Annotated in this window: 17 protein-coding genes, 1 other RNA gene and 1 CRISPR repeat array; of the genes, 15 read left to right on the top strand and 3 right to left on the bottom strand. The window is 67.6% G+C overall.

The annotated features are described in order from the left end of the window. Nucleotides 1–31 precede the first annotated feature (31 nt). The 10 genes from cas5c to BN3560_RS01785 all read left to right on the top strand — a co-directional run bounded on the left by cas5c (nt 32) and on the right by BN3560_RS01785 (nt 8,656). Nucleotides 32–697, top strand: a complete 666-nt coding sequence (gene cas5c / locus BN3560_RS01830; RefSeq protein WP_096226814.1) for a type I-C CRISPR-associated protein Cas5c — start codon at nt 32–34, stop codon at nt 695–697. Beyond that, nucleotides 694–2,520, top strand: coding sequence for a type I-C CRISPR-associated protein Cas8c/Csd1 (gene cas8c / locus BN3560_RS01825; protein ID WP_096226813.1), 1,827 nt, complete (start codon nt 694–696; stop codon nt 2,518–2,520). Before cas5c ends, cas8c begins: the two co-directional genes overlap by 4 nt. A 9-nt stretch (nt 2,521–2,529) precedes the next feature. Next, nucleotides 2,530–3,435 carry a type I-C CRISPR-associated protein Cas7/Csd2 gene (gene cas7c / locus BN3560_RS01820; RefSeq protein ID WP_096226812.1) on the top strand — a complete coding sequence of 302 codons (906 nt, stop codon included), beginning with the start codon at nt 2,530–2,532 and terminating at the stop codon, nt 3,433–3,435. A gap of 3 nt (nt 3,436–3,438) precedes the next feature. After that, complete coding sequence (gene cas4, locus BN3560_RS01815; protein WP_096226811.1) at nt 3,439–4,098, top strand: CRISPR-associated protein Cas4; 660 nt, start codon at nt 3,439–3,441, stop codon at nt 4,096–4,098. Beyond that, nucleotides 4,058–5,083 (top strand): type I-C CRISPR-associated endonuclease Cas1c, encoded by a 1,026-nt coding sequence (gene cas1c / locus BN3560_RS01810; RefSeq protein WP_096226810.1) that lies wholly within the window; start codon nt 4,058–4,060, stop codon nt 5,081–5,083. The genes cas4 and cas1c overlap by 41 nt, the downstream gene beginning before the upstream one ends. A 2-nt stretch (nt 5,084–5,085) precedes the next feature. Next, on the top strand, nt 5,086–5,376 hold the full coding sequence (cas2, locus tag BN3560_RS01805; RefSeq protein ID WP_096226809.1) for a CRISPR-associated endonuclease Cas2: 291 nt from the start codon (nt 5,086–5,088) through the stop codon (nt 5,374–5,376). Between the two features lie 191 nt (nt 5,377–5,567). After that, a CRISPR array of direct repeats spans nt 5,568–6,060; the repeat unit is 31 nt; unit sequence GTCGAGCCCTCGCGGGCTCGCGGGTTGAAAC. A gap of 444 nt (nt 6,061–6,504) precedes the next feature. Continuing rightward, on the top strand, nt 6,505–7,149 hold the full coding sequence (locus tag BN3560_RS01800; protein ID WP_096226808.1) for a thermonuclease family protein: 645 nt from the start codon (nt 6,505–6,507) through the stop codon (nt 7,147–7,149). Beyond that, nucleotides 7,140–7,541: a GIY-YIG nuclease family protein gene (locus tag BN3560_RS01795; protein ID WP_096226807.1), complete on the top strand. Its 402-nt coding sequence runs from the start codon at nt 7,140–7,142 to the stop codon at nt 7,539–7,541. The genes BN3560_RS01800 and BN3560_RS01795 overlap by 10 nt, the downstream gene beginning before the upstream one ends. A gap of 117 nt (nt 7,542–7,658) precedes the next feature. Next, entirely contained in the window at nt 7,659–8,114 is a 456-nt protein-coding gene (locus BN3560_RS01790) for a NanQ anomerase/TabA/YiaL family protein (RefSeq protein ID WP_096226806.1), read from the top strand. Next, on the top strand, nt 8,111–8,656 hold the full coding sequence (locus tag BN3560_RS01785) for a hypothetical protein (protein ID WP_096226805.1): 546 nt from the start codon (nt 8,111–8,113) through the stop codon (nt 8,654–8,656). The genes BN3560_RS01790 and BN3560_RS01785 overlap by 4 nt, the downstream gene beginning before the upstream one ends. A gap of 110 nt (nt 8,657–8,766) precedes the next feature. On the opposite strand, the gene BN3560_RS01780 is transcribed toward BN3560_RS01785, so the two are convergent. Next, nucleotides 8,767–11,079 (bottom strand): bifunctional alpha,alpha-trehalose-phosphate synthase (UDP-forming)/trehalose-phosphatase, encoded by a 2,313-nt coding sequence (locus tag BN3560_RS01780; protein WP_227115298.1) that lies wholly within the window; start codon nt 11,077–11,079, stop codon nt 8,767–8,769. A 213-nt stretch (nt 11,080–11,292) separates the two neighbouring features. Between BN3560_RS01780 and BN3560_RS01775 the strand changes: the two genes are divergently transcribed. The 4 genes from BN3560_RS01775 (at nt 11,293) to BN3560_RS01760 (ending at nt 14,241) form a co-directional block, all read left to right on the top strand. Further along, entirely contained in the window at nt 11,293–11,574 is a 282-nt protein-coding gene (locus BN3560_RS01775; protein ID WP_087190846.1) for a hypothetical protein, read from the top strand. Nucleotides 11,575–11,775: 201 nt separating this feature from the next. Continuing rightward, entirely contained in the window at nt 11,776–12,975 is a 1,200-nt protein-coding gene (locus BN3560_RS01770) for a M42 family metallopeptidase (RefSeq protein WP_096226803.1), read from the top strand. Between the two features lie 5 nt (nt 12,976–12,980). After that, nucleotides 12,981–13,445, top strand: coding sequence for an SsrA-binding protein SmpB (smpB, locus tag BN3560_RS01765; RefSeq protein WP_096226801.1), 465 nt, complete (start codon nt 12,981–12,983; stop codon nt 13,443–13,445). 52 nt (nt 13,446–13,497) lie between these two features. After that, the gene (locus BN3560_RS01760; protein WP_096226799.1) at nt 13,498–14,241 is read left to right on the top strand and encodes a hypothetical protein; all 744 of its coding nucleotides are present in this window, start codon (nt 13,498–13,500) and stop codon (nt 14,239–14,241) included. Between the two features lie 133 nt (nt 14,242–14,374). Here BN3560_RS01760 and ssrA read toward each other — a convergent pair. Next, nucleotides 14,375–14,743: a transfer-messenger RNA gene (gene ssrA, locus BN3560_RS01755) on the bottom strand. Nucleotides 14,744–15,108: 365 nt separating this feature from the next. Between ssrA and BN3560_RS01750 the strand changes: the two genes are divergently transcribed. Beyond that, the gene (locus tag BN3560_RS01750) at nt 15,109–16,866 is read left to right on the top strand and encodes a L,D-transpeptidase family protein (protein WP_227115299.1); all 1,758 of its coding nucleotides are present in this window, start codon (nt 15,109–15,111) and stop codon (nt 16,864–16,866) included. A gap of 99 nt (nt 16,867–16,965) precedes the next feature. Here the strand turns inward: BN3560_RS01750 and BN3560_RS01745 are convergent, their stop codons facing one another. Further along, a complete protein-coding gene (locus tag BN3560_RS01745) occupies nt 16,966–17,451 on the bottom strand; it encodes an aminoacyl-tRNA deacylase (RefSeq protein WP_096226798.1) in 486 nt (161 codons plus the stop codon). Between the last annotated feature and the right edge of the window lie 21 nt (nt 17,452–17,472).

The following is a 17,472-nucleotide window of genomic DNA, read 5'->3' as shown; positions in this document are numbered from 1 at the left end:
CGGTTACGACGAGAGGGAAAGGAGGTTCGACATGGGGTATGGCATCAAAGTGCTCGCGCGAGGCCCTCGGGCGTGTTTCACGAGACCTGAGATGAAGGCCGAGCGCGTCAGCTACGACGTCATCACGCCGTCGGCGGCGCGCGGGCTCATCGAGGCCGTGTACTGGAAGCCGGCCATCCGGTGGCACATCGATCGCATCGAGGTGCTCAACGAGATCCGCTTCGACACGTTCAGGCGCAACGAGCTGGGCGGCAAGTTGAGCTACCGCAACGCCAAGGCCGCCATGGAGCGCGGCGAGGAGGTATGGACGGCGGCCAACGACGACCGCCAGCAGCGCGCGACCATGTATTTGAAGGACGTCGCGTACCTGATCGACGCGCATTTCACGCTGACGGAGCAGGCGGGGGAGGACGACACGGTGGAGAAGCACTACAACATCGCCCTGCGCCGCCTGCGCAAGGGGCAGTGCTTCAACCAGCCCTACTTCGGCTGCCGCGAGTTTCCTGCGGACGTATCGATCATGGAGGAGCCTGGCGATAGGCCCAAGTCGTTCTACGCCGGTTCCGGCGGGCAGGATCTGGGGTTCATGCTCTTCGACATCGACTTCGACCACGACATGGAGCCGCAGTTCTTCCGCGCCTCGATGCGCGACGGCGTGATCGACGTCGCCCGCGCGCGCGAGGCGGTGGTCAGATGATCCTGCAAGAGCTCAACAGGTATTACGAGCGCCTTTTGGCCGATCCCGAGCGCGACGTTCCCGCCCGTCATTGGAGCGTGGAGAAGGCGGCGTGGGAGCTCAAGCTCTCCCGCGATGGCAGGCTGCTGGGCGCGTATCAACTCACGGCGGGCACGGGCAAGGAGCTGCGGAGGTTCGTCTCGCTGCGCGTGCCCGAGCATACGACGCGCAGCGGAACCGGCATGCTGCCGTTCTTCCTGTGCGACAATGCAGCCTACCTGCTCGGCTACGACGAGAAGCGCGGTCCCGATAAGCTGGCGAGCGCGCATGCGCTGCACGAGGCCGTGCTGGGCGAGTGCGACGACGAGGGTGCGCAAGCCGTCCTGCGCTTCTTCGAGCGCGAGGATCGCGACGCCGACCTCGATGAGGGTGTGCGCTCGGAGCTGGCCGAAGGCGGCGGCTTCGCGGTGTTCCGGCTGGACGGAGACCGGGGGCGATTGCACGAGCGGCCCGCGGTGGCTGCCGCATGGGCTTCCTATTGCGATGGCCAAGCGGCAGGCGAGGTGGTTGGCCAATGCGCCGTCACGGGCGAAGAGGGCCCGCTCGCTCGCTTGTTTCCTCAGGTGACCGGCGTTCCCGGAGCGCAGTCGGCCGGAGCGTCGCTCGTATCGTTCAACCTGCAGTCGTTCGAGTCGTATGGCAAGTCGCAGGCTTACAACGCGTCGGTTTCGGAGGCGGCGGCTTTCAACGCGGGCTCCGCGCTACGGCAGCTCTGCGCCGATCGCGAGCATCGGGTGCGCATCGGAGAGACGACGGTGGTGTTCTGGGCCGATCGTCCGGCTCCGGCGGAGGACCTGGTCATGCTGGGGATACTCGACCCCGACGAGCTCGACAGGGCCGAGGACCAGAACGCCGTGCAGGAAGTGCGCGCGGCGCTCGAGAGCATGGAGCGCGGTCTTCCCCTGGCCGGCGTCGACACCGAGACGCGCTACTTCGTGCTCGGCCTCGCGCCGAATGCGGCGCGCTTGGCCGTGAGGTTCTTCGAGACGAGCACGCTCGGGCGCATGGCCGAGAACTTCGGAGCGTACCTTCGCGACGTGAGCATGGCCGACGTGCGCGCCCGCTCGCTTCGCACGCTGCTGCTGCAGACCGCGCCCATGGGGTCGGCCGACCAGCTGCCTTCGACGCTGGTGAACGGCTGCATAGAGGCCATGCTCACTGGCCGTGCGTTTCCACAGGCCCTCTACTACGCGGTGCTTTCACGGATGCGCTCCGACCATGCGCGGCGCAACTCGTGGGACATGGGCCAACGCGCGGCGCTGCTCAAGGCGTGCCTTGTGCGCAGAGCGCGGCTCGGCGCTGAAAACTCGAATGGAGAGGACGGCGCCGCACGCGCCGATGAGGAAAGGAGTCTGGACGTGGATCTGGACAAGAAAAGGGCGAACCGCGGCTACGTGCTGGGAAGGCTGTTCGCCGTCATGGAGCACGCGCAGCGAAGCGCGCTCGGCGAGGTGAACGCGACCATCCGCGACCGCTACATCGGGGCCGCCTCCACGACGCCGGCACGCGTGTTCCCGCACCTGCTGCACAACACGCAGAACCATCTGTCTAAGCTTCGCAAGTTCAACCCGGGGCTTTGCGTGAAGTTCGAGAAGGCGAACGACGAGATCATGGCGATGCTCGACGGACCGGCCCTGTTCCCCAAGACGCTCGACGCGGAAGACCAGGGCGAGTTCTTCGTGGGGTACCACCAGCAGCGCGTCGACCTGTGGAAGAAGCACGACGACGAGGCCGATGCGGCAGCGGATGCCGAAGACGCTGACGACGAGACCGAAACCAACTAGGAGGACATCATGGCAGAGCCCATCAAGAACCGCTACGACTTCGTCTTCTTCTTCGATGTGAAGAACGGCAATCCCAACGGCGATCCGGATGCCGGCAACATGCCCCGCATCGACCCCGACACGAGCCGCGGCATCGTGTCCGACGTGTGCCTGAAGCGCAAGATCCGCAACTACGTCGACCTGGTGAAGGGCGAGGAGATCGATGACCCCGACGTGGCCGAGGGCGAGCTCGGGTACAAGATCTACGTGCAGGAGGCGGCCGTGCTCAACGACCGCAACCGCAAGGCGTACGTGCACTACGATATGAAGCCCGCGTCGAAGAAGCTGCCGAAGGCCAAGGAGGACCAGCTCAAAGTCACGAAGTTCATGTGCGACAACTTCTTCGACATCCGCGCGTTCGGCGCGGTCATGACCACCGACGTGAACTGCGGGCAGGTGCGCGGCCCCATCCAGTTGTGCTTCGCCGAGTCCGTCGACCCGGTGCTGCCGCTCGAGATGAGCATCACGCGCATGGCGGTGACCAACGAGAAGGACGCCGAGAAGGAGAAGACCATGGGCCGCAAGCAGTACGTGCCCTACGGGCTGTACCGGGCCGAGGGGTTCATCTCCGCGGCGCTGGCCGAGAAGACGGGTTTCTCCCAGGACGACCTCGACCTGTTCTTCGAGGCGCTCATGAACATGTTCGAGAACGACCGCAGCGCCGCGCGCGGGCTGATGGCCTCGCGCAAGCTGTTCGCGTTCAAGCATGAGAGCAAGCTGGGGAACGCGCCGGCCCATAAGCTGTTCGATACGGTGTCGGTGAAGCGGCTTATCGAGGACGGCGCCGAGGCCCGTGCGTTCTCGGACTACGAGATCGTCGTCGACCGCGCGGCGATTCCCGAGGGGGTCGAGCTGCTGGAGCTTCCGGTCGAGTAGGCCATGTACGCCGATGACGAGCTTTTGCCGCTTTCGGGGCTGCAGCACATCGCGTACTGCGAGCGGCAATGGGCGCTCATCCATCTCGAGCAGATATGGGACGAGAGTTACGACACGGTGCGGGGCTCGCTGTTCCACGAACGGGTGCACTTGGAGGGATACTCCGCCGCGAAGGGCGTCAGATCCGAACGAGGGTATCGGCTCGTGAGCCGCAGCCTCGGTATAGCGGGCATCGCCGATGTCGTTGAGTTCGCTGCCGACGGCGATGCTGCCAAGGCTGTGGTGCGCCCCGTGGAGTACAAGGTGGGGAAGCCGAAGATAGAGGAATGGGATCGCATCCAGGTGTGCGCGCAGGCGCTGTGCCTGGAGGAGATGCTCGGATGCGCCGTAGGGCAGGGCGACCTGTTCTACGGCGCCACCCGTCGTCGGGAGCGCGTCGTGCTCGACGATGCCTTGCGCGAGCGTGTCGCGGGGTTGGCGCTTCGCATGCATGAACTGTTCGAGCGCGGCGAGACACCTCGGGCCGTGCGCGGCTCGAAGTGCAGACGGTGCTCGTTGGCCGACTCCTGTCTCCCCGAGGCGTTCGACCACGATGCCGTGGCGTATTGGAAGGAGGCGGGATTTGAAAAAGCTTCTCAACACGCTCTATGTGACGAACTCTGAGGCGTACGTGTGCAAGGGCGACGACGCTCTCGTGGTGCGGGTGGACGGCGAGAAGGCGCTGCAGGTGCCGTTCCACTTGCTCGAGGGCATCGTGATGTTCGGGTACCTCGGCTGTTCCCCTGCCGTCTTGGGGGCGTGCGCCGAACGGGGGATAACGCTCTCGTTTTTGGATGAGGCCGGCCGGTTTCTCGCGCGGGTCGAGGGGCCGGTTTCCGGGAACGTGCTGCTCCGACGCGCTCAGTACCGGGTGTCGGACGATCCTGACGCTGCCCTCCATCTCGCGCAGCGATTCGTCGCGGCCAAGGTGCGCAACGCACGGACCGTTCTGCAGCGTTACAGGCGCGATTATCCCGATGAGGCGGACAGCGCCTTGGACGAGGCCATCGAAGGGCTCAAGCTTCGTGAAGCTGGTGCGTTCTCGGCAGTCGACGCCGACGAGCTGAGGGGAATCGAAGGCGACGCGGCGCACCGGTACTTCGGCGTGTTCGACCGCTTGCTCCGGGCGGGGGACGGTTTCGCCTTCTCGGGACGCACGAGGAGGCCGCCGAGGGATCCGGTGAACGCCATGCTTTCGTTCTTCTACTCGCTGTTGGCGCGCGAGGTGGCGAGCGCGTGCGAGACCGTCGGGCTCGACCCCCAGGTCGGGTTCTTCCATCGAGATCGGCCGGGGCGGGCGAGCCTCGCGTTGGATGTCATGGAGGAGTTGCGAGCGTGGTACGTCGATCGTTTCGTGGTGTCCCTTATCAATCGTCGGCAGGTGGGCGGGGCCGATTTCTCGTCGAGCGAAGCATCGGGCGTCGTTTTGACTGACGCAGCCCGCAAGAATGCGCTTGGGCTATGGCAGCAGCGCAAACAGGAGCAGGTGATGCATCCGTTCTTGAAGGAGAAGGTGCCGGTGGGTCTCGTGCCGTTCTTGCAGGTACAGCTGCTGGCGCGGCACCTGCGCGGAGATTTGGACGATTATCCGGCGTTCATTTGGAGGTAGCGATGTACGTGCTGGTGACATACGATGTGGAAACGGCGAGCCCGCAGGGAACCTGCCGGTTGCGTCGGGTTGCGAAGATCTGCGTGAAGTACGGCCAGCGCGTGCAGAACTCGGTGTTCGAGTGCTCGCTCGATCCGGCGCAGTTCGAGACAATGAAGAGCGAGCTGATGAAGGCGGCCGACCTGACGCGTGACAGCCTACGGTTCTACAATCTCGGGAAGAACTGGAAGCGGAAAGTCGAGCATGTGGGGGCGAAGGAGGCTTACGACCCGGAAGGGTTCCTGTGCGTGTGAGAGGAAATGCGCACCTTGACAATGTAGAAGCTCTATTGCGTGCTGCGCGAACCCCAAGCGATGGCGCGCCATTCGGGAGGTTCGCGCAGGTTTTAGGCTTCACAAGCCCGCTGATAGCTGTTCATGGGGCAGACTGATTGTCTAATATGAATATAATAATCAGAATATGCGTATATATGCATATTCTGACAGTCGAGCCCTCGCGGGCTCGCGGGTTGAAACGCACCACGTCGCAGGCGAACGATCCGTCGCGTGAAGTCGAGCCCTCGCGGGCTCGCGGGTTGAAACCGCTGAACTGCGCCAGATCGAGCGTGCATTAAAGGTCGAGCCCTCGCGGGCTCGCGGGTTGAAACTACAACGTGACGGCGGAGCGCCCGAGCGACGAGAACGTCGAGCCCTCGCGGGCTCGCGGGTTGAAACGCTACGAAGCAGCAAGCGAGGGCCTTAAAGACCTGTCGAGCCCTCGCGGGCTCGCGGGTTGAAACAAGGATCGGCCCAGAAAATAGCGGAGTGCATCAGTCGAGCCCTCGCGGGCTCGCGGGTTGAAACCAGGGTGATGAGCTGCGTGACGCCCTGGTTCAGGCTCGTCGAGCCCTCGCGGGCTCGCGGGTTGAAACTGGAAACAATCTAATCAAGGTTGGGAGGAGAAAATGGTCGAGCCCTCGCGGGCTCGCGGGTTGAAACGTCGATTCGGACGGTGAGGCCGTTGAGGGCACCATGGTCGAGTCCTCAGGGCGCATGGATTGAAACGAGACATCTTATATTTGCGTGGAGCTGGACGAGAAGTCGCGCCCCTTATTGGCTCGCGCGTTAAAACGAGCACTCCCGCAGCGATTTCTTGCAGAGCTGGTTGATCATGGCGGGCTCCTAAGTGAAAACGGCGCCGCATGCGTCGATGGACTGGACGGGTTATTTCCCTCCTAAAACGATGCGGCTGTCGAGGCGCGCCCGCCCGACTCCGCGCACATGCTATGCCGCACCCCTCGACGGGCGGTAGCGGTGAGCGGCGAGCCGGCTGGTGCGGTCCCGGCTACCTGCAAGGAGGCTCGACGAAGGTTGGAGCTTGCGGCGATCTCCAAGCAGTTGGTCTATAATTCTCGTTCGTAGAAAAACGGGAGAAGGGGATCCATGGCGTCGGAGAAGCAGCAGGCAGGGCGCGCCTTAAGGCGGTTGGCGCGGAAGAACCCGCTTGCCGCCCTCGCCATTGCGGCCGTGCTCGTGATCGGTGCCGCGCTTGGATGGTTCGGCGCTGCGGGCGGCGGGGTCGCGGAGGATGCCGCGCCGGGCCGAGACGGCCAAGCAACTATCGCCCCCGTAGGGGACGGCCTCCAGCAAGCCCAGGTCGTGCGCGTGGTCGACGGCGACACGCTCAAGGTGAGCGTGCCTGGCGAAGCGGACGCCACGGTGCGTCTCATCGGGATGGATACCCCAGAGAGCGTGGCGGCCGACGAGGCGCGCAACTGCGAGGAGGGGCGCATCGCCTCGGACTACGCGAAGTCGCTCGTGGCGCCGGGGCAGACGGTGTGGCTCTCGCGCGACGTCTCGGACGCCGACCGCTACGGGCGCCTTCTGCGCTACGTGTGGATCGAGCGGCCGGATGACCCAGCGGACGAAGGTGAGATCGCAGGCAAGATGCTGAACGCCATCCTTGTGCGTGACGGATACGCGCAGGTCAAGCGCTACAAGCCCGATACCACGCTGCACGACCTCTTCCAGCGCTGGGGCGACGAGGCCGCCGCCGACGGCAGGGGCGTGACCTACAAGTGGGCGTAGAGGGTGGGTCGAGCCCCGAGCCGGACGCGGCGCCGCAGGAGCGGCCGGCCTTCTACGTGTACGTGCTGGCCTGCGCCGACGGCACGCTCTACACGGGCTACACGAACGACGTGGAGCAGCGCGCCCGCACGCACAACGCCGGCAAGGGGGCAAAGTACACGCGCAGCCGCACGCCCGTGGAAGTGGTGGCGCAGGCGCGCTTCGCCACGAAGCACGAGGCCATGAGCGCCGAGTTCCGCTTCAAGCACCTGTCGCGCCGCGCGAAGGACCGCCTGCTTGCCCGCGCCCGCACGGAGGGCTTCGCCGTCGTCCTCGCCGAGCTGCAGGAGGCTGCGAGCGCCGATGCGGGCGCTGCCGTCGATGACGGCGGGCACCCGGGCGGTAAAGCGTAGGGAGACGGCTGGCGCGTTCGGCGCCCGATGCTGCTAGAATGGCAGGCGAAACGCATCCAACATCTCCCCTGCAGCGCCGCACGCTGCAGGGGAGCCCGCCGTCGAAAGGACCTTCCCGTGCTCGTGACCCCGCTTCCCACTGCCGACAAGAACGACTACCTCTCCGCGCGCATGCGCGCCGCCTTCTCCTTCCTGCGCGAGGCCGATCTGGCGCACCTGCCGTTGGGGCGCGCGGACATCGACGGCGACGAGGTGTTCGCGAACGTGCAGGAGTACGACACGGTGCCCGCCGACCAGAAGCAGATGGAGGCCCACCGGCGCTACTACGACGTGCAGTACGTGGTGGAAGGCGAGGAGGTGCTGCAGTATGCGCCGCTCGCAGGCCTCGTGCCCAACGGGGAGTTCGACGAGGAGGCCGACTTCGGGCTGTTCGCCACGCCCGAGGCGCTGAGCTCCATCGTGCTGCGGGCGGGGGAGATGGCCGTGCTCGCGCCCGAGGACGCCCACAAGCCGGGATGCGCGGCCGACGAGCCGGGGCGCGTGCGCAAGATCGTGGTGAAGGTGCGGGCTTGACGGCCGGCGAGGACGCGCTCGTCGGGCAGCTCGCGCGCCTGCTGGAAGCGGAGCGCGACCGCTTGGGCACGCGCCGCATGCTGGAGCTGCTGTCGCTGCTGCTGGGGGAGCGCGCCCTGGTGGGCGACGCCTCGCGCTACGTCTACGAGTACGGCCGCCGCGCGGGCTACAGCCTGCCGGCGTACCCGCTGGACGGCAGCGGGGAGTTCCGTGAGTTCTTCGCCGAGGAGGGCGTGCGCAACGTGCCCGAGTGGTACGAGCGCAAGCTCGGCGTGCCCCCGCAGCTCTACGCCCAGCTGCCCGCGCGCACCGTCGTGGCGGTGCGCGATGCGGTGAACCGTCGTCGCGCGTTCGTGCTCGACGGCGTGCGGCACGCCCAGGACGCCGGGTTCGCGGGCCTGGCGGAGAGCGGCCTTTCGCGCACGCTGCCGCCGGAGGGGCTGGCCGAGCTGCTGGACGCCGTTATGGCGTTCCTGCTGGGAGACCCCGTGCGCGAGGGCGCCCGTCCGGGTGCCGTGCGGTTCGTGTCGCGGGTATTCTGAGCGATGCGGGCAGGCGCCCATCCGGGGCGCGGGCCGAGAGGGGTCGCGCGATGGGGCAGCGGAGGCCGAAGAAAGCCGTTTCGCCCTGCAGCCTTCCCGCGACCTTGAGCCTACGCCCGCGCGAGCGCCCGCGTGCGCGGCATTACCGTCGCCGGCGCGCGCAGCGCGTCCCGGCGCCCGGCACTGGGCGGCACGTCGTCCCCGGCGTCCTTTTCGGCGCATGCGGCCGCCAGCTGCTCCAGCAGCGCGCGCATCTCGCCCGTGTTCTTCAGCGCGTAGCGCGCCCGCGTGGGGCCGTCGCCTATCTTCACGGTCCAGGCGCTCTCGGGCGCGGCCTCGAACACGTCCTCGTCGGTGCGGTCGTCGCCGGCCGCCATCACGAAGCCGTAGGCGGGGTCGCGGAACCACCGGTGGGCCGCATGGCCCTTGTCCACGCCGCGCGGCTTCACCTCCACCACCTTGTTGCCGTCCATGAGCGCGATGCCGCGGTCGGCCAGCCCGTCGCCCAGGGCGTTCTTTATCTCGATGACGCGCCGCTCGGCCAGCTCCTGGCTGCACATGCGGTAATGCCAGACGAGCGAGAAGTCCTTCTCCTCCAGCATCGAGCCCGGCGTGCGGTCCACGAAGTCGGCCAGCACGGGGCGCACGGCGTCCTTCCAGTCGTCGCTCAACGGCTCCTCGAGCACCCACGTGCGCTCGTCGCGTCCGCGGAACCAGATGCCGTGCTCAGCCACCAGGTCCACCGGCAAATCTCCCAGCCACGATTCCAATGTGGCGCGGTCGCGGCCCGACACCACGGCCACGTCGGTGCGCGCGCCTGCGCCCAGCTGCTGCAGCAGCGCGCGCAGCCGCGCATCGGGGGCCACGCGGGCCGGGTCGTCGGAGAACGGCATGAGCGTGCCGTCGTAATCGAGCAGAAGCGCCCGCCGCCGCGCCCCGCGGAACGCCTCCAGCAGCCGACCTGCCGACGTGGGCCCCAGCAGATGCGCGCTCAGCCCCGCCTGGCGGCGCTTCACATCGGCCGCCGCGTCCAGGAACTCCCGCGCCCACTTCTCGGACGTGTAGCGGGCCAGGCGCTCCTGCATGGGGGCGTTGCGCCGCCGCTGCTCGGCCTCCGGCATCTCCAGCGCCCGCCGCATGGCGTCCACGACGCCCTCCTGGTCGAACGGGTTCACCGTCAGGGCCTCGTGCAGCTCATAAGATGCGCCGGCCATCTCGGAGAGCACGAGCGTCCCGCCGGCCCCGTCGTGGCAGGCAAGGTATTCCTTGCACACGAGGTTCATGCCGTCGCGCAAAGGCGTGACCAGCATGACGTCGCTCGCGGCGTACAGGCTGACCAGCCGCTCGAAGGGCAGCGAGCGGTAGTAGTAGTCCACGGGCGTCCAGTCCATGGTGGAGTGCTTGCCGTTGATGAGCCCCACCAGCTCGTCCACCTGCTTCTTCAGGGCGGCGTACGACGCCACGTTCTCGCGCGACGGCACCGTTACCAGCACCAGCACCACGCGGCCGCGCCACTCCGGGAAGCGGTCCAGGAATGCGTCGAAGGCCAGCAGGCGCTCGGGGATGCCCTTGGAATAGTCCAGCCGCTCCACCGACAGCATGAGCTTGCAGCCCTCGTGCCCCTTCTCCTCTCCCAGTTCCGTCACCAGGCGGCGCACCGCGGGGAGGCGCGCGGCGTCGCGGTAGCGACCGTAGTCGATGCCCAGCGGGAACGCGTCCACCTGTGCGAGACGGCCGTCGGCGAACAGCGTGCCGCTCTCGTTCTCCACGCCCACGATGCGCCGGCAGCTGGAAAGGAAGTGGCGCACGTAGTCGTAGGCGTGGAAGCCCACGAGGTCGGCGCCCAGCACGCCGCGCATGAGCTCGCGGCGCCACGGCAGCATGCGGAACGTCTCGTAGTCGGGGAAGGGGATGTGCAGGAAGAAGCCGATGGAGGCGTCCGGCAGCGCCTCGCGCAGAAGCGACGGCAGCAGCATGAGGTGGTAGTCGTGCACCCATACGGTGTCGCCAGGGCGCGCCAGCGCGAGCACCGCGTCGCGGAACCGCTCGTTCACGCGCACGTAGGCCTCCCATGCCTCCTCGTCGAAGCGGGTATGCTGGGGGAACCCGTGGAAGAGCGGCCATAGCGTGGAGTTCGAGAAGCCCTCGTAGTACAGCTCCGCGTCGCGCCCGTCCAGGCGCACCGGGGCGCAGGAGCGCTCGGCCAGCGCCCGCTCGAACCGCGCCCGCCCCGCATCGTCGAGCCCGGCGGGCTCGTCGGCCCAGCCCAGCCACACGTTGCCCGGCTGGGCGTGCAGCGGCTCCAGCCCGGCCACGAGGCCGCCCACGGTGCGCGTGAAGGCAAAGCCCTCGCGTTCGTCGGGCTCGATGCGATAGGGCAGGCGGTTCGATACGATGATGAGGCGGTTGTGCGGGTTGTCCATGCGGTTCACCTTACCTGTTGCCGGTTTCCGTTCCATTGTACGGGTGAGCCCTGCGGCCCCGCGAAGCGGTTGCGGGGCCGTTGCGGGGCCGTGGTTCTCTTGTGACCGCCGCCGCGCAGCCCCTTGCGCTGTCGGACGGCAGGCCATTCGGCGGCGCGTCGTGGTATCATCTTCGCTGCCGTTTGGAAAACCGCTCGACCGTGAAGGAAGGACATGCAGACCTATATCGCCCACTACCGCTCGCCCGCCGCCTCCGATGCGCGTGCCACGGGGCTCTTCGAGTTCCAAAGCGACGCCCGCGCCGGCACCAAGGCGAACTCCCGCGATGCGCGCCTGCGCATGCTGGAGCTGTATGGGAAGGCCGCCGTGTCGTGGACCATCGACCGCGTCGAGCGCAAGAAGGCTTCCGAGGCCAGCCAGGACGGCCAGCTGGAGCTGGACTTCCGCCCGCCGAAGAAGCAGCGCGTGCGCGCGAAGAAGAAGGAGTACTGGTAGGCTCCCGCCGTGCCCCGCCCGGGCGCATTCGTGATGGGCTGGTGACGGCCTTGCGTCATCGTGCGAAAGACGCCCGCGCCTCGTGCGCGAGGCGCTATAATGAGGCCCGACATCAGTGGAAGCGCGCCGCATCGGCGCAGGCGGCAGGCTCACGGCTTGCTGCGCTGCCGGCCCGGCGCGCGCGAACCAGCAGGGAGCGCCATGAAGAAGAAACAGGTGAGGTTCCTCAAGGAACTGCTCGAGACGCCTTCCGCCACCGGCACGGAGATCGCCGTCGCACGCCTCGTGCGCGAGCGCCTGGCCGACACGGCCGACGAGGTAAGGACCGACGTCATGGGGTCGGTGCACGCCACGCTCAAGGGCGCCGGCGCGGGCCCGTCCCTCATGCTGTCCGCCCACATGGACGAGATCGGCCTCATGGTCACGTACATCTCCGACGAGGGCTACCTGTCGGTGGCCTCGGTGGGCGGCGTGGACGCGGCCGTGCTGCCAGGCATGCGCGTGGACGTGCACGCCTCGGAGTCGGCGGAGCCGCTGCGCGGCGTGGTGGGCCGCAAGCCCATCCACCTCATTGAGCCCGACGAGCGCAAGAAGGTCACGCCGCTGGACAAGCTGGTCATCGACTTGGGGCTTCCGGGGAAGAAGGTGCGCAAGCTCGTGCGCGTGGGCGACGTCATCACGTTCGGCGTGGGCTTCGAGCGCTTCGGCGCGGGCATGGCCGTGTCGCGCGCGTTCGACGACAAGGCGGGCGTCTGGGTGGGCGTGCGCGTGCTGGAGCAGCTGGCGCGCGCCGGCCGTGCGCCCGGCGACTTCACGTTCGCCGCCACCGTGCAGGAGGAGATCGGCACGCGCGGCGCCGAGACGAGCGCGTACTCCGTGCGCCCCGACGTGGGGCTCGCCTTCGACGTGACGCACGCCACCGACTATCCGGGCATCGACCCGACGAAGCACGGCAAGATCGTCTGCGGCCAGGGCCCCGTCATCGCGCGCGGCCCCAACATCAACCCCGAGGTGTTCGAGCGCCTGGTGGCCGCCGCCGAGGCCGAGGGCCTGCCGTACCAGCTGGAGGCCGAGCCGGGCGTGACGGGCACCGACGCGCGCGCCATCCAGATGGCTCGCGGCGGCATCCCCACGGGCCTCGTGTCGGTGCCGCTGCGCTACATGCACACGCCCACCGAGGTGGTGTGCCTGGCCGACCTGGACGCCACGGTTAAGCTGGTCGTGAGGTTCGCGCTCGACCTGGGCGAGGACGCGTGCTTCGTGCCCGGCATGGCCGGCGCGAGCCCGCTTGCGCGCGAGGAGGCCGCTGACGACGCCGAGCTCGCGGCCCAGGCTGTCGCCGGCGCGCCTGCGCACGAGACGGCTGCGCAGCGGCAGTTCGACGAGACGGGCGTGGAGTAGCCGCCATGAAACGCGAAGCCTCCACCATCGCCAAGAACAAGAAGGCCTTCCACGAGTACGACATATTGGAGACCTACGAGGCCGGCATCGAGCTCACGGGCACCGAGGTGCGCTCGCTGCGCGAGAACCACTGCCAGCTCACGGACTGCTTCGCGCTCGTGCGCGACGGCGAGGTGTGGCTGCACAACGTGCACATCCCGCCGTATGCCAACGGCAACCTGGCCAACCCCGACCCCGACCGCAAGCGCAAGCTCCTGCTGCACAAGCGGCAGATCCGCCTTCTGCGCGAGCAGGTGAAGGAGAAGGGCATGGCCCTCGTGCCGCTGAAGATGTACTTCAAGGAGAACTCGCTCGTGAAGGTGGAGCTGGGCGTGGCGCGCGGCAAGAAGCTGCACGACAAGCGCGCGACCATGGCCGAGCGCGACTCCCGCCGCGAGATCGAGCGCGCGCTCAAGGAGCGCAGCCGCTAGGACGAAACCCGCGCCGCCCGAGCGACGGCGCCTTACGCGAAGGAGGCCTTCCATGGACTTGGACGATGAGCTTGAGAACATAGAAAACGGCGCCGAGACGGAGGCCGAGCAGATCGACGAGGAAACCGAGCTGGAAGACCTCGAGGAGTTCCAGGACGACGAGGAGTTCGACCCCAACGCCGGGGAGACCGACCTCGAGGAGGCCTACGAGGGCTTCTTCGCCGAGGAGGGCCCGGACGGCGAGGGCGAGACGTCGCCCTCCGGAGACGACGGCGGCTTGGCCGCGGTCGTCGAGCGCTCCACGGGCATCGACCTTTCCGAGGAGGGCTTCCACTTGGTGGACGGCGACGGGGAGGACCTCGAGGCGGAGCTGGGCGAGGAAGGCACCGTGGACGGCTACGACGGCGAGGAGCTGGCCGACGACACGGAGGACGTCACCGTGGTGGAGCCGGCCGACAACGAGGACGGCTACGAGCTGGTTGAGCTGGAGCTGGACGAGGACGACATCGTGCGCTACCTGGAGGACGAAGACGGCAACCGCATAGGCTTCGTGCTCATGGAGGACGGCGAGGAGTGCGAGTACCTCTACGTCGAGGACGACGAGGAGGATGCCGACGGTGCGGGGGAGGACGAGGACAACCCCTACGACCTGGGCATCACCAAGGAGGGCGTGGCCGAGGCAACCAACGACATGAACGCCATCTACAAGGACGGCATAGCCGTGGCGGCCGAGCTGAAGGACGCTTTCGACGACATCAAGAGCGCCTTCGACTTCTCGTTCCTGAAGCAGAAATAGGGCCGGCCGGGGCGTGCGGGGTGTGGCCGCCCTATCGAGGGTCGGCGAGCGTTCCGTGCGCAGCTCCCGGCGGCGTGGCCGCAACGCAAAGGAGCCCTGCCGGCATGCTGCCGGCAGGGCTCCTGCCTTTGGTTGGTGGAGGCGCGGAGAATCGAACTCCGGTCCATACTACCTCGTCCATGAGGCTCTACAAGCTTAGTCGGCGATCATCGTTCGGTTGCGCGCGGCCCGCCGACGGGCGTTGCGCTTCCTAGCCGGTTCAGTCTTTGCCCGAGCCATACCGGCTACGTGCCCGAGCGCATTCCCCTAAGTTGATGCCGGACCGAGGGGCGGGGAAGTCCCAAGGCCGACAGCCAGGCGCTATTAAGCAGCCATGGCGAGCGCCGGAGCGCTCTGAGTCTTAGCTTTGCCAATTAAATTGACGTTACCCCTGTTTAACGTGGCGAGGAGACCACGACCTGCTCCTCATTTCAGACGTACCATGTCGAAACCAGTCGCCCCCGGATGCTTGCCGCGATGCCCGTGCCGGGCCGGCGCAGCCGTCGGGAGGGGATGGCCCCACCTTTTCAAGGATCGCGCCCGATGCCGGGCGCCCGCCGCGCCGAGGCGCTGCGGAACGTTCATTCTATCCTGCCACGCGCGTTTGTCAAGCACGGCGGTACGGCCGTTCGCAACCTGCGACCTTCATCCGAGCGTTGACGCACCCGGGGAAATGAGACTTTTCCCGTGGCGAATTTGTGACGAGTGTAACCTTCGGGCAGCGTTAGTCGTTTTGTTTACGAGGGATCGACGCTTCTCTTGGTACAATGCAACGGATACCCGAGAAGCCTGTTTCAGACGAGACAACCGAGTGTATGAGAGTCGCACATGAACGATAACAAGAACAGCAAAGCCCGGCATGCGCGCCACGCCGCCCCGGCCCCGCAGCCGGACGGCGGCGATGCGCAGGGAGGCCCGATGCCTGCCGGTCAAGCCGTGCCGCCGAAGCCGGAGACTCCCGGCTCGGCGGCTCCCGACAAGGACCCGGGGAAGGCAACCTCGGGCGCGCCGGCTCCCGGCAAGCCTGCCCCGGACCAGACCGCCGTCATGCCCCAGCCCGTGCGCCCCGTCATGCCGAACGCCAAGGCGAAGCCCGGCGGCCAGCCGGGCCAGCCTGCATTCGCGGGCGGCCCCATGCTGCCGGTGGACGTGAGCGAGGCGGACGCCAAGGGCGGCCGCAAGCCGCTCAAGGTGCTCGGCATCGTCCTCGGCGTGATCGTTGCTCTCCTGGCCGTGGTGTATTTGGCCGGGGCGCTCGTGTTCATGGACCGCTTTCTGCCGCGCACGACCGTGGGCGACCTCGACGTGTCGCTCAAGTCGTCCGCGGAGGTTCAGGGCCTGCTTGCCGACGTTATCGACGATTACGTGCTGAAGGTGGAGGGCCAGGGCTTCTCGCTCAAGCTGTCCGCGGCGGAGGCCGGCATGAGGCTGGACGGTCGGGCCGCCACCGATGCCATGCACGCCTCCGCGAACGTGTGGGCGTGGCCCATAGAGATACTGAAGGCCCATGACGAGAGCGACAAGCTCGCAGCCACGTACAACGAGAGCGGCCTGGGCGACACGGTGCGCGCCGCGGTGGACGAGTTCAACAAGACCGCCACCCCGCCCACGGATGCCGTGATCGCGTATAGCGAGGCCAAGGGCGCATTCGTGGTGGAGCCGGAAGCTGCGGGCACGGCGCTTAGCTACGATACCGTCATCAAGGCCGTGGACGACGCCGTGCTGGCCCTGCAGCCCGCGGTGAAGCTGGGAGCGGATGCCCTGCAGCAGCCCAAGGTGCTCTCATCCGATCCGAAGCTCACGGCTGCGGCCGAGCAGGCGAACACCATGATCAAGGCCGACCTCGTGCTCACGATGGCCGGCGACACGGCCGGCGAGGTGAACGCCGACCTCATCTCGCAGTGGGTGCGCCTGGGCGACGACCTCTCGGCCACGCTCGACGAGGCCGCGCTCACGGCCTGGGTCGACGAGCTGGCGGCCGCCTGCAACACGGTGGGCACGCAGCGCACCTACACGCGCCCCGACGGCAAGGTGGTCACGGTGGCGGGAGGCGTCTACGGCTGGAGCGTCGACCGCGACGCGCTGCTCAACCTGGTGAAAGAGTCCGTGGCGGCCGGCACCGTGCAGACCGCGGAGGTTCCCTGCACCACGGTCGGCACAGGTTACAACGGCGCGGGCGCGCAGGACTGGGGCCTGCGGTACTGCGACATCGACCTGGCCGAGCAGTACGCACGGTTCTACGATGAGACGGGTGCGCTCGTGTGGGAGTCGCCCATCGTGTCGGGCACGCCGAACGGGTCGCACGACACGCCGACCGGCGTGTACTGGCTCAACCAGAAGGCCAGCCCTTCGAAGCTCAAAGGGACGAACCTCGACGGCAGCAAGTACGAGTCCACCGTGCAGTACTGGATGCCGTTCGTGGGCAACGTCATCGGCCTGCACGATGCCGATTGGCAGTCCTCTTTCGGCGGTTCCCGCTACCGCGACGGCGCCGGCAGCCACGGCTGCGTGAACCTGCCTCCGTACAAGGCTGCCGAGCTGTACGGCATCATCCAGGCGGGCGACGTCGTGGTGAGCCACTGGTAGGATGCCTCGCCTGCCGGCCTTTCGGTCGGCAGGGCCGCCCGCTGTCGGGATCCTTTCGCACGGGGACCGTGATCGGGGCGGCCCATGGCGCGCCCGCCCTCACGCCACCGTCAGGTCGGCGCGCACGAGCGGCACGACGCGCGCCAGGTCGTCGGGCGCCATCTCCACCTGGCAGCCCAGGCGCCCGCCCGAGAACGCGATGCGGTCGAAGAGGTCCGCCGTCTCGTCGATGACGGTGGGGAGGGGGCGCCTCATGCCGATGGGCGAGCAGCCGCCGTGCACGTAGCCGGTGAGCGGAAGCAGCTCGCGCGCAGGGAGCATGGCCACGGCCTTCTCGCCCACGGCCAGGGCGGCCTTCTTCAGGTCCAGCTCGCATGCCACGGGAATCATGAACACGTAGTGCCCGCCCGACTTGGCCTGCGTGACGAGCGTCTTGAACACGCGGTCGGCCTCGAGGCCCAGAAGGTTCGCCACCTCCATGCCCGAGAGCGCCTCGGGACAGGTGAAGAACCGCGCCTCGTACGGCACGCACGCCGCGTCCAGCTCGCGCAGCGCGTTCGTCTTGCGGTCGTGGTCCTTCGGCATGGGTCCTTCCTTTCCAATCGG

It is taken from the genome of Gordonibacter urolithinfaciens, assembly GCF_900199375.1.
Classification (GTDB): Bacteria; Actinomycetota; Coriobacteriia; order Coriobacteriales; family Eggerthellaceae; genus Gordonibacter; species Gordonibacter urolithinfaciens.
Note: the sequence above shows the minus strand (reverse complement) of the source record. Positions and strands in the feature narration are given on the sequence as shown.

Bases quoted from the DNA above. Each gene is read 5' to 3' on its own strand.
- cas5c (WP_096226814.1), top strand. From the start codon at position 32: ATGGGGTATGGCATCAAAGTGCTCGCGCGAGGCCCTCGGGCGTGTTTC.
- cas8c (WP_096226813.1), top strand. From the start codon at position 694: ATGATCCTGCAAGAGCTCAACAGGTATTACGAGCGCCTTTTGGCCGAT.
- cas7c (WP_096226812.1), top strand. From the start codon at position 2,530: ATGGCAGAGCCCATCAAGAACCGCTACGACTTCGTCTTCTTCTTCGAT.
- cas4 (WP_096226811.1), top strand. From the start codon at position 3,439: ATGTACGCCGATGACGAGCTTTTGCCGCTTTCGGGGCTGCAGCACATC.
- cas2 (WP_096226809.1), top strand. From the start codon at position 5,086: ATGTACGTGCTGGTGACATACGATGTGGAAACGGCGAGCCCGCAGGGA.
- BN3560_RS01800 (WP_096226808.1), top strand. From the start codon at position 6,505: ATGGCGTCGGAGAAGCAGCAGGCAGGGCGCGCCTTAAGGCGGTTGGCG.
- BN3560_RS01780 (WP_227115298.1), bottom strand. From the start codon at position 11,079: ATGGACAACCCGCACAACCGCCTCATCATCGTATCGAACCGCCTGCCC.
- BN3560_RS01775 (WP_087190846.1), top strand. From the start codon at position 11,293: ATGCAGACCTATATCGCCCACTACCGCTCGCCCGCCGCCTCCGATGCG.
- BN3560_RS01770 (WP_096226803.1), top strand. From the start codon at position 11,776: ATGAAGAAGAAACAGGTGAGGTTCCTCAAGGAACTGCTCGAGACGCCT.
- smpB (WP_096226801.1), top strand. From the start codon at position 12,981: ATGAAACGCGAAGCCTCCACCATCGCCAAGAACAAGAAGGCCTTCCAC.
- BN3560_RS01760 (WP_096226799.1), top strand. From the start codon at position 13,498: ATGGACTTGGACGATGAGCTTGAGAACATAGAAAACGGCGCCGAGACG.
- BN3560_RS01750 (WP_227115299.1), top strand. From the start codon at position 15,109: ATGAACGATAACAAGAACAGCAAAGCCCGGCATGCGCGCCACGCCGCC.
- BN3560_RS01745 (WP_096226798.1), bottom strand. From the start codon at position 17,451: ATGCCGAAGGACCACGACCGCAAGACGAACGCGCTGCGCGAGCTGGAC.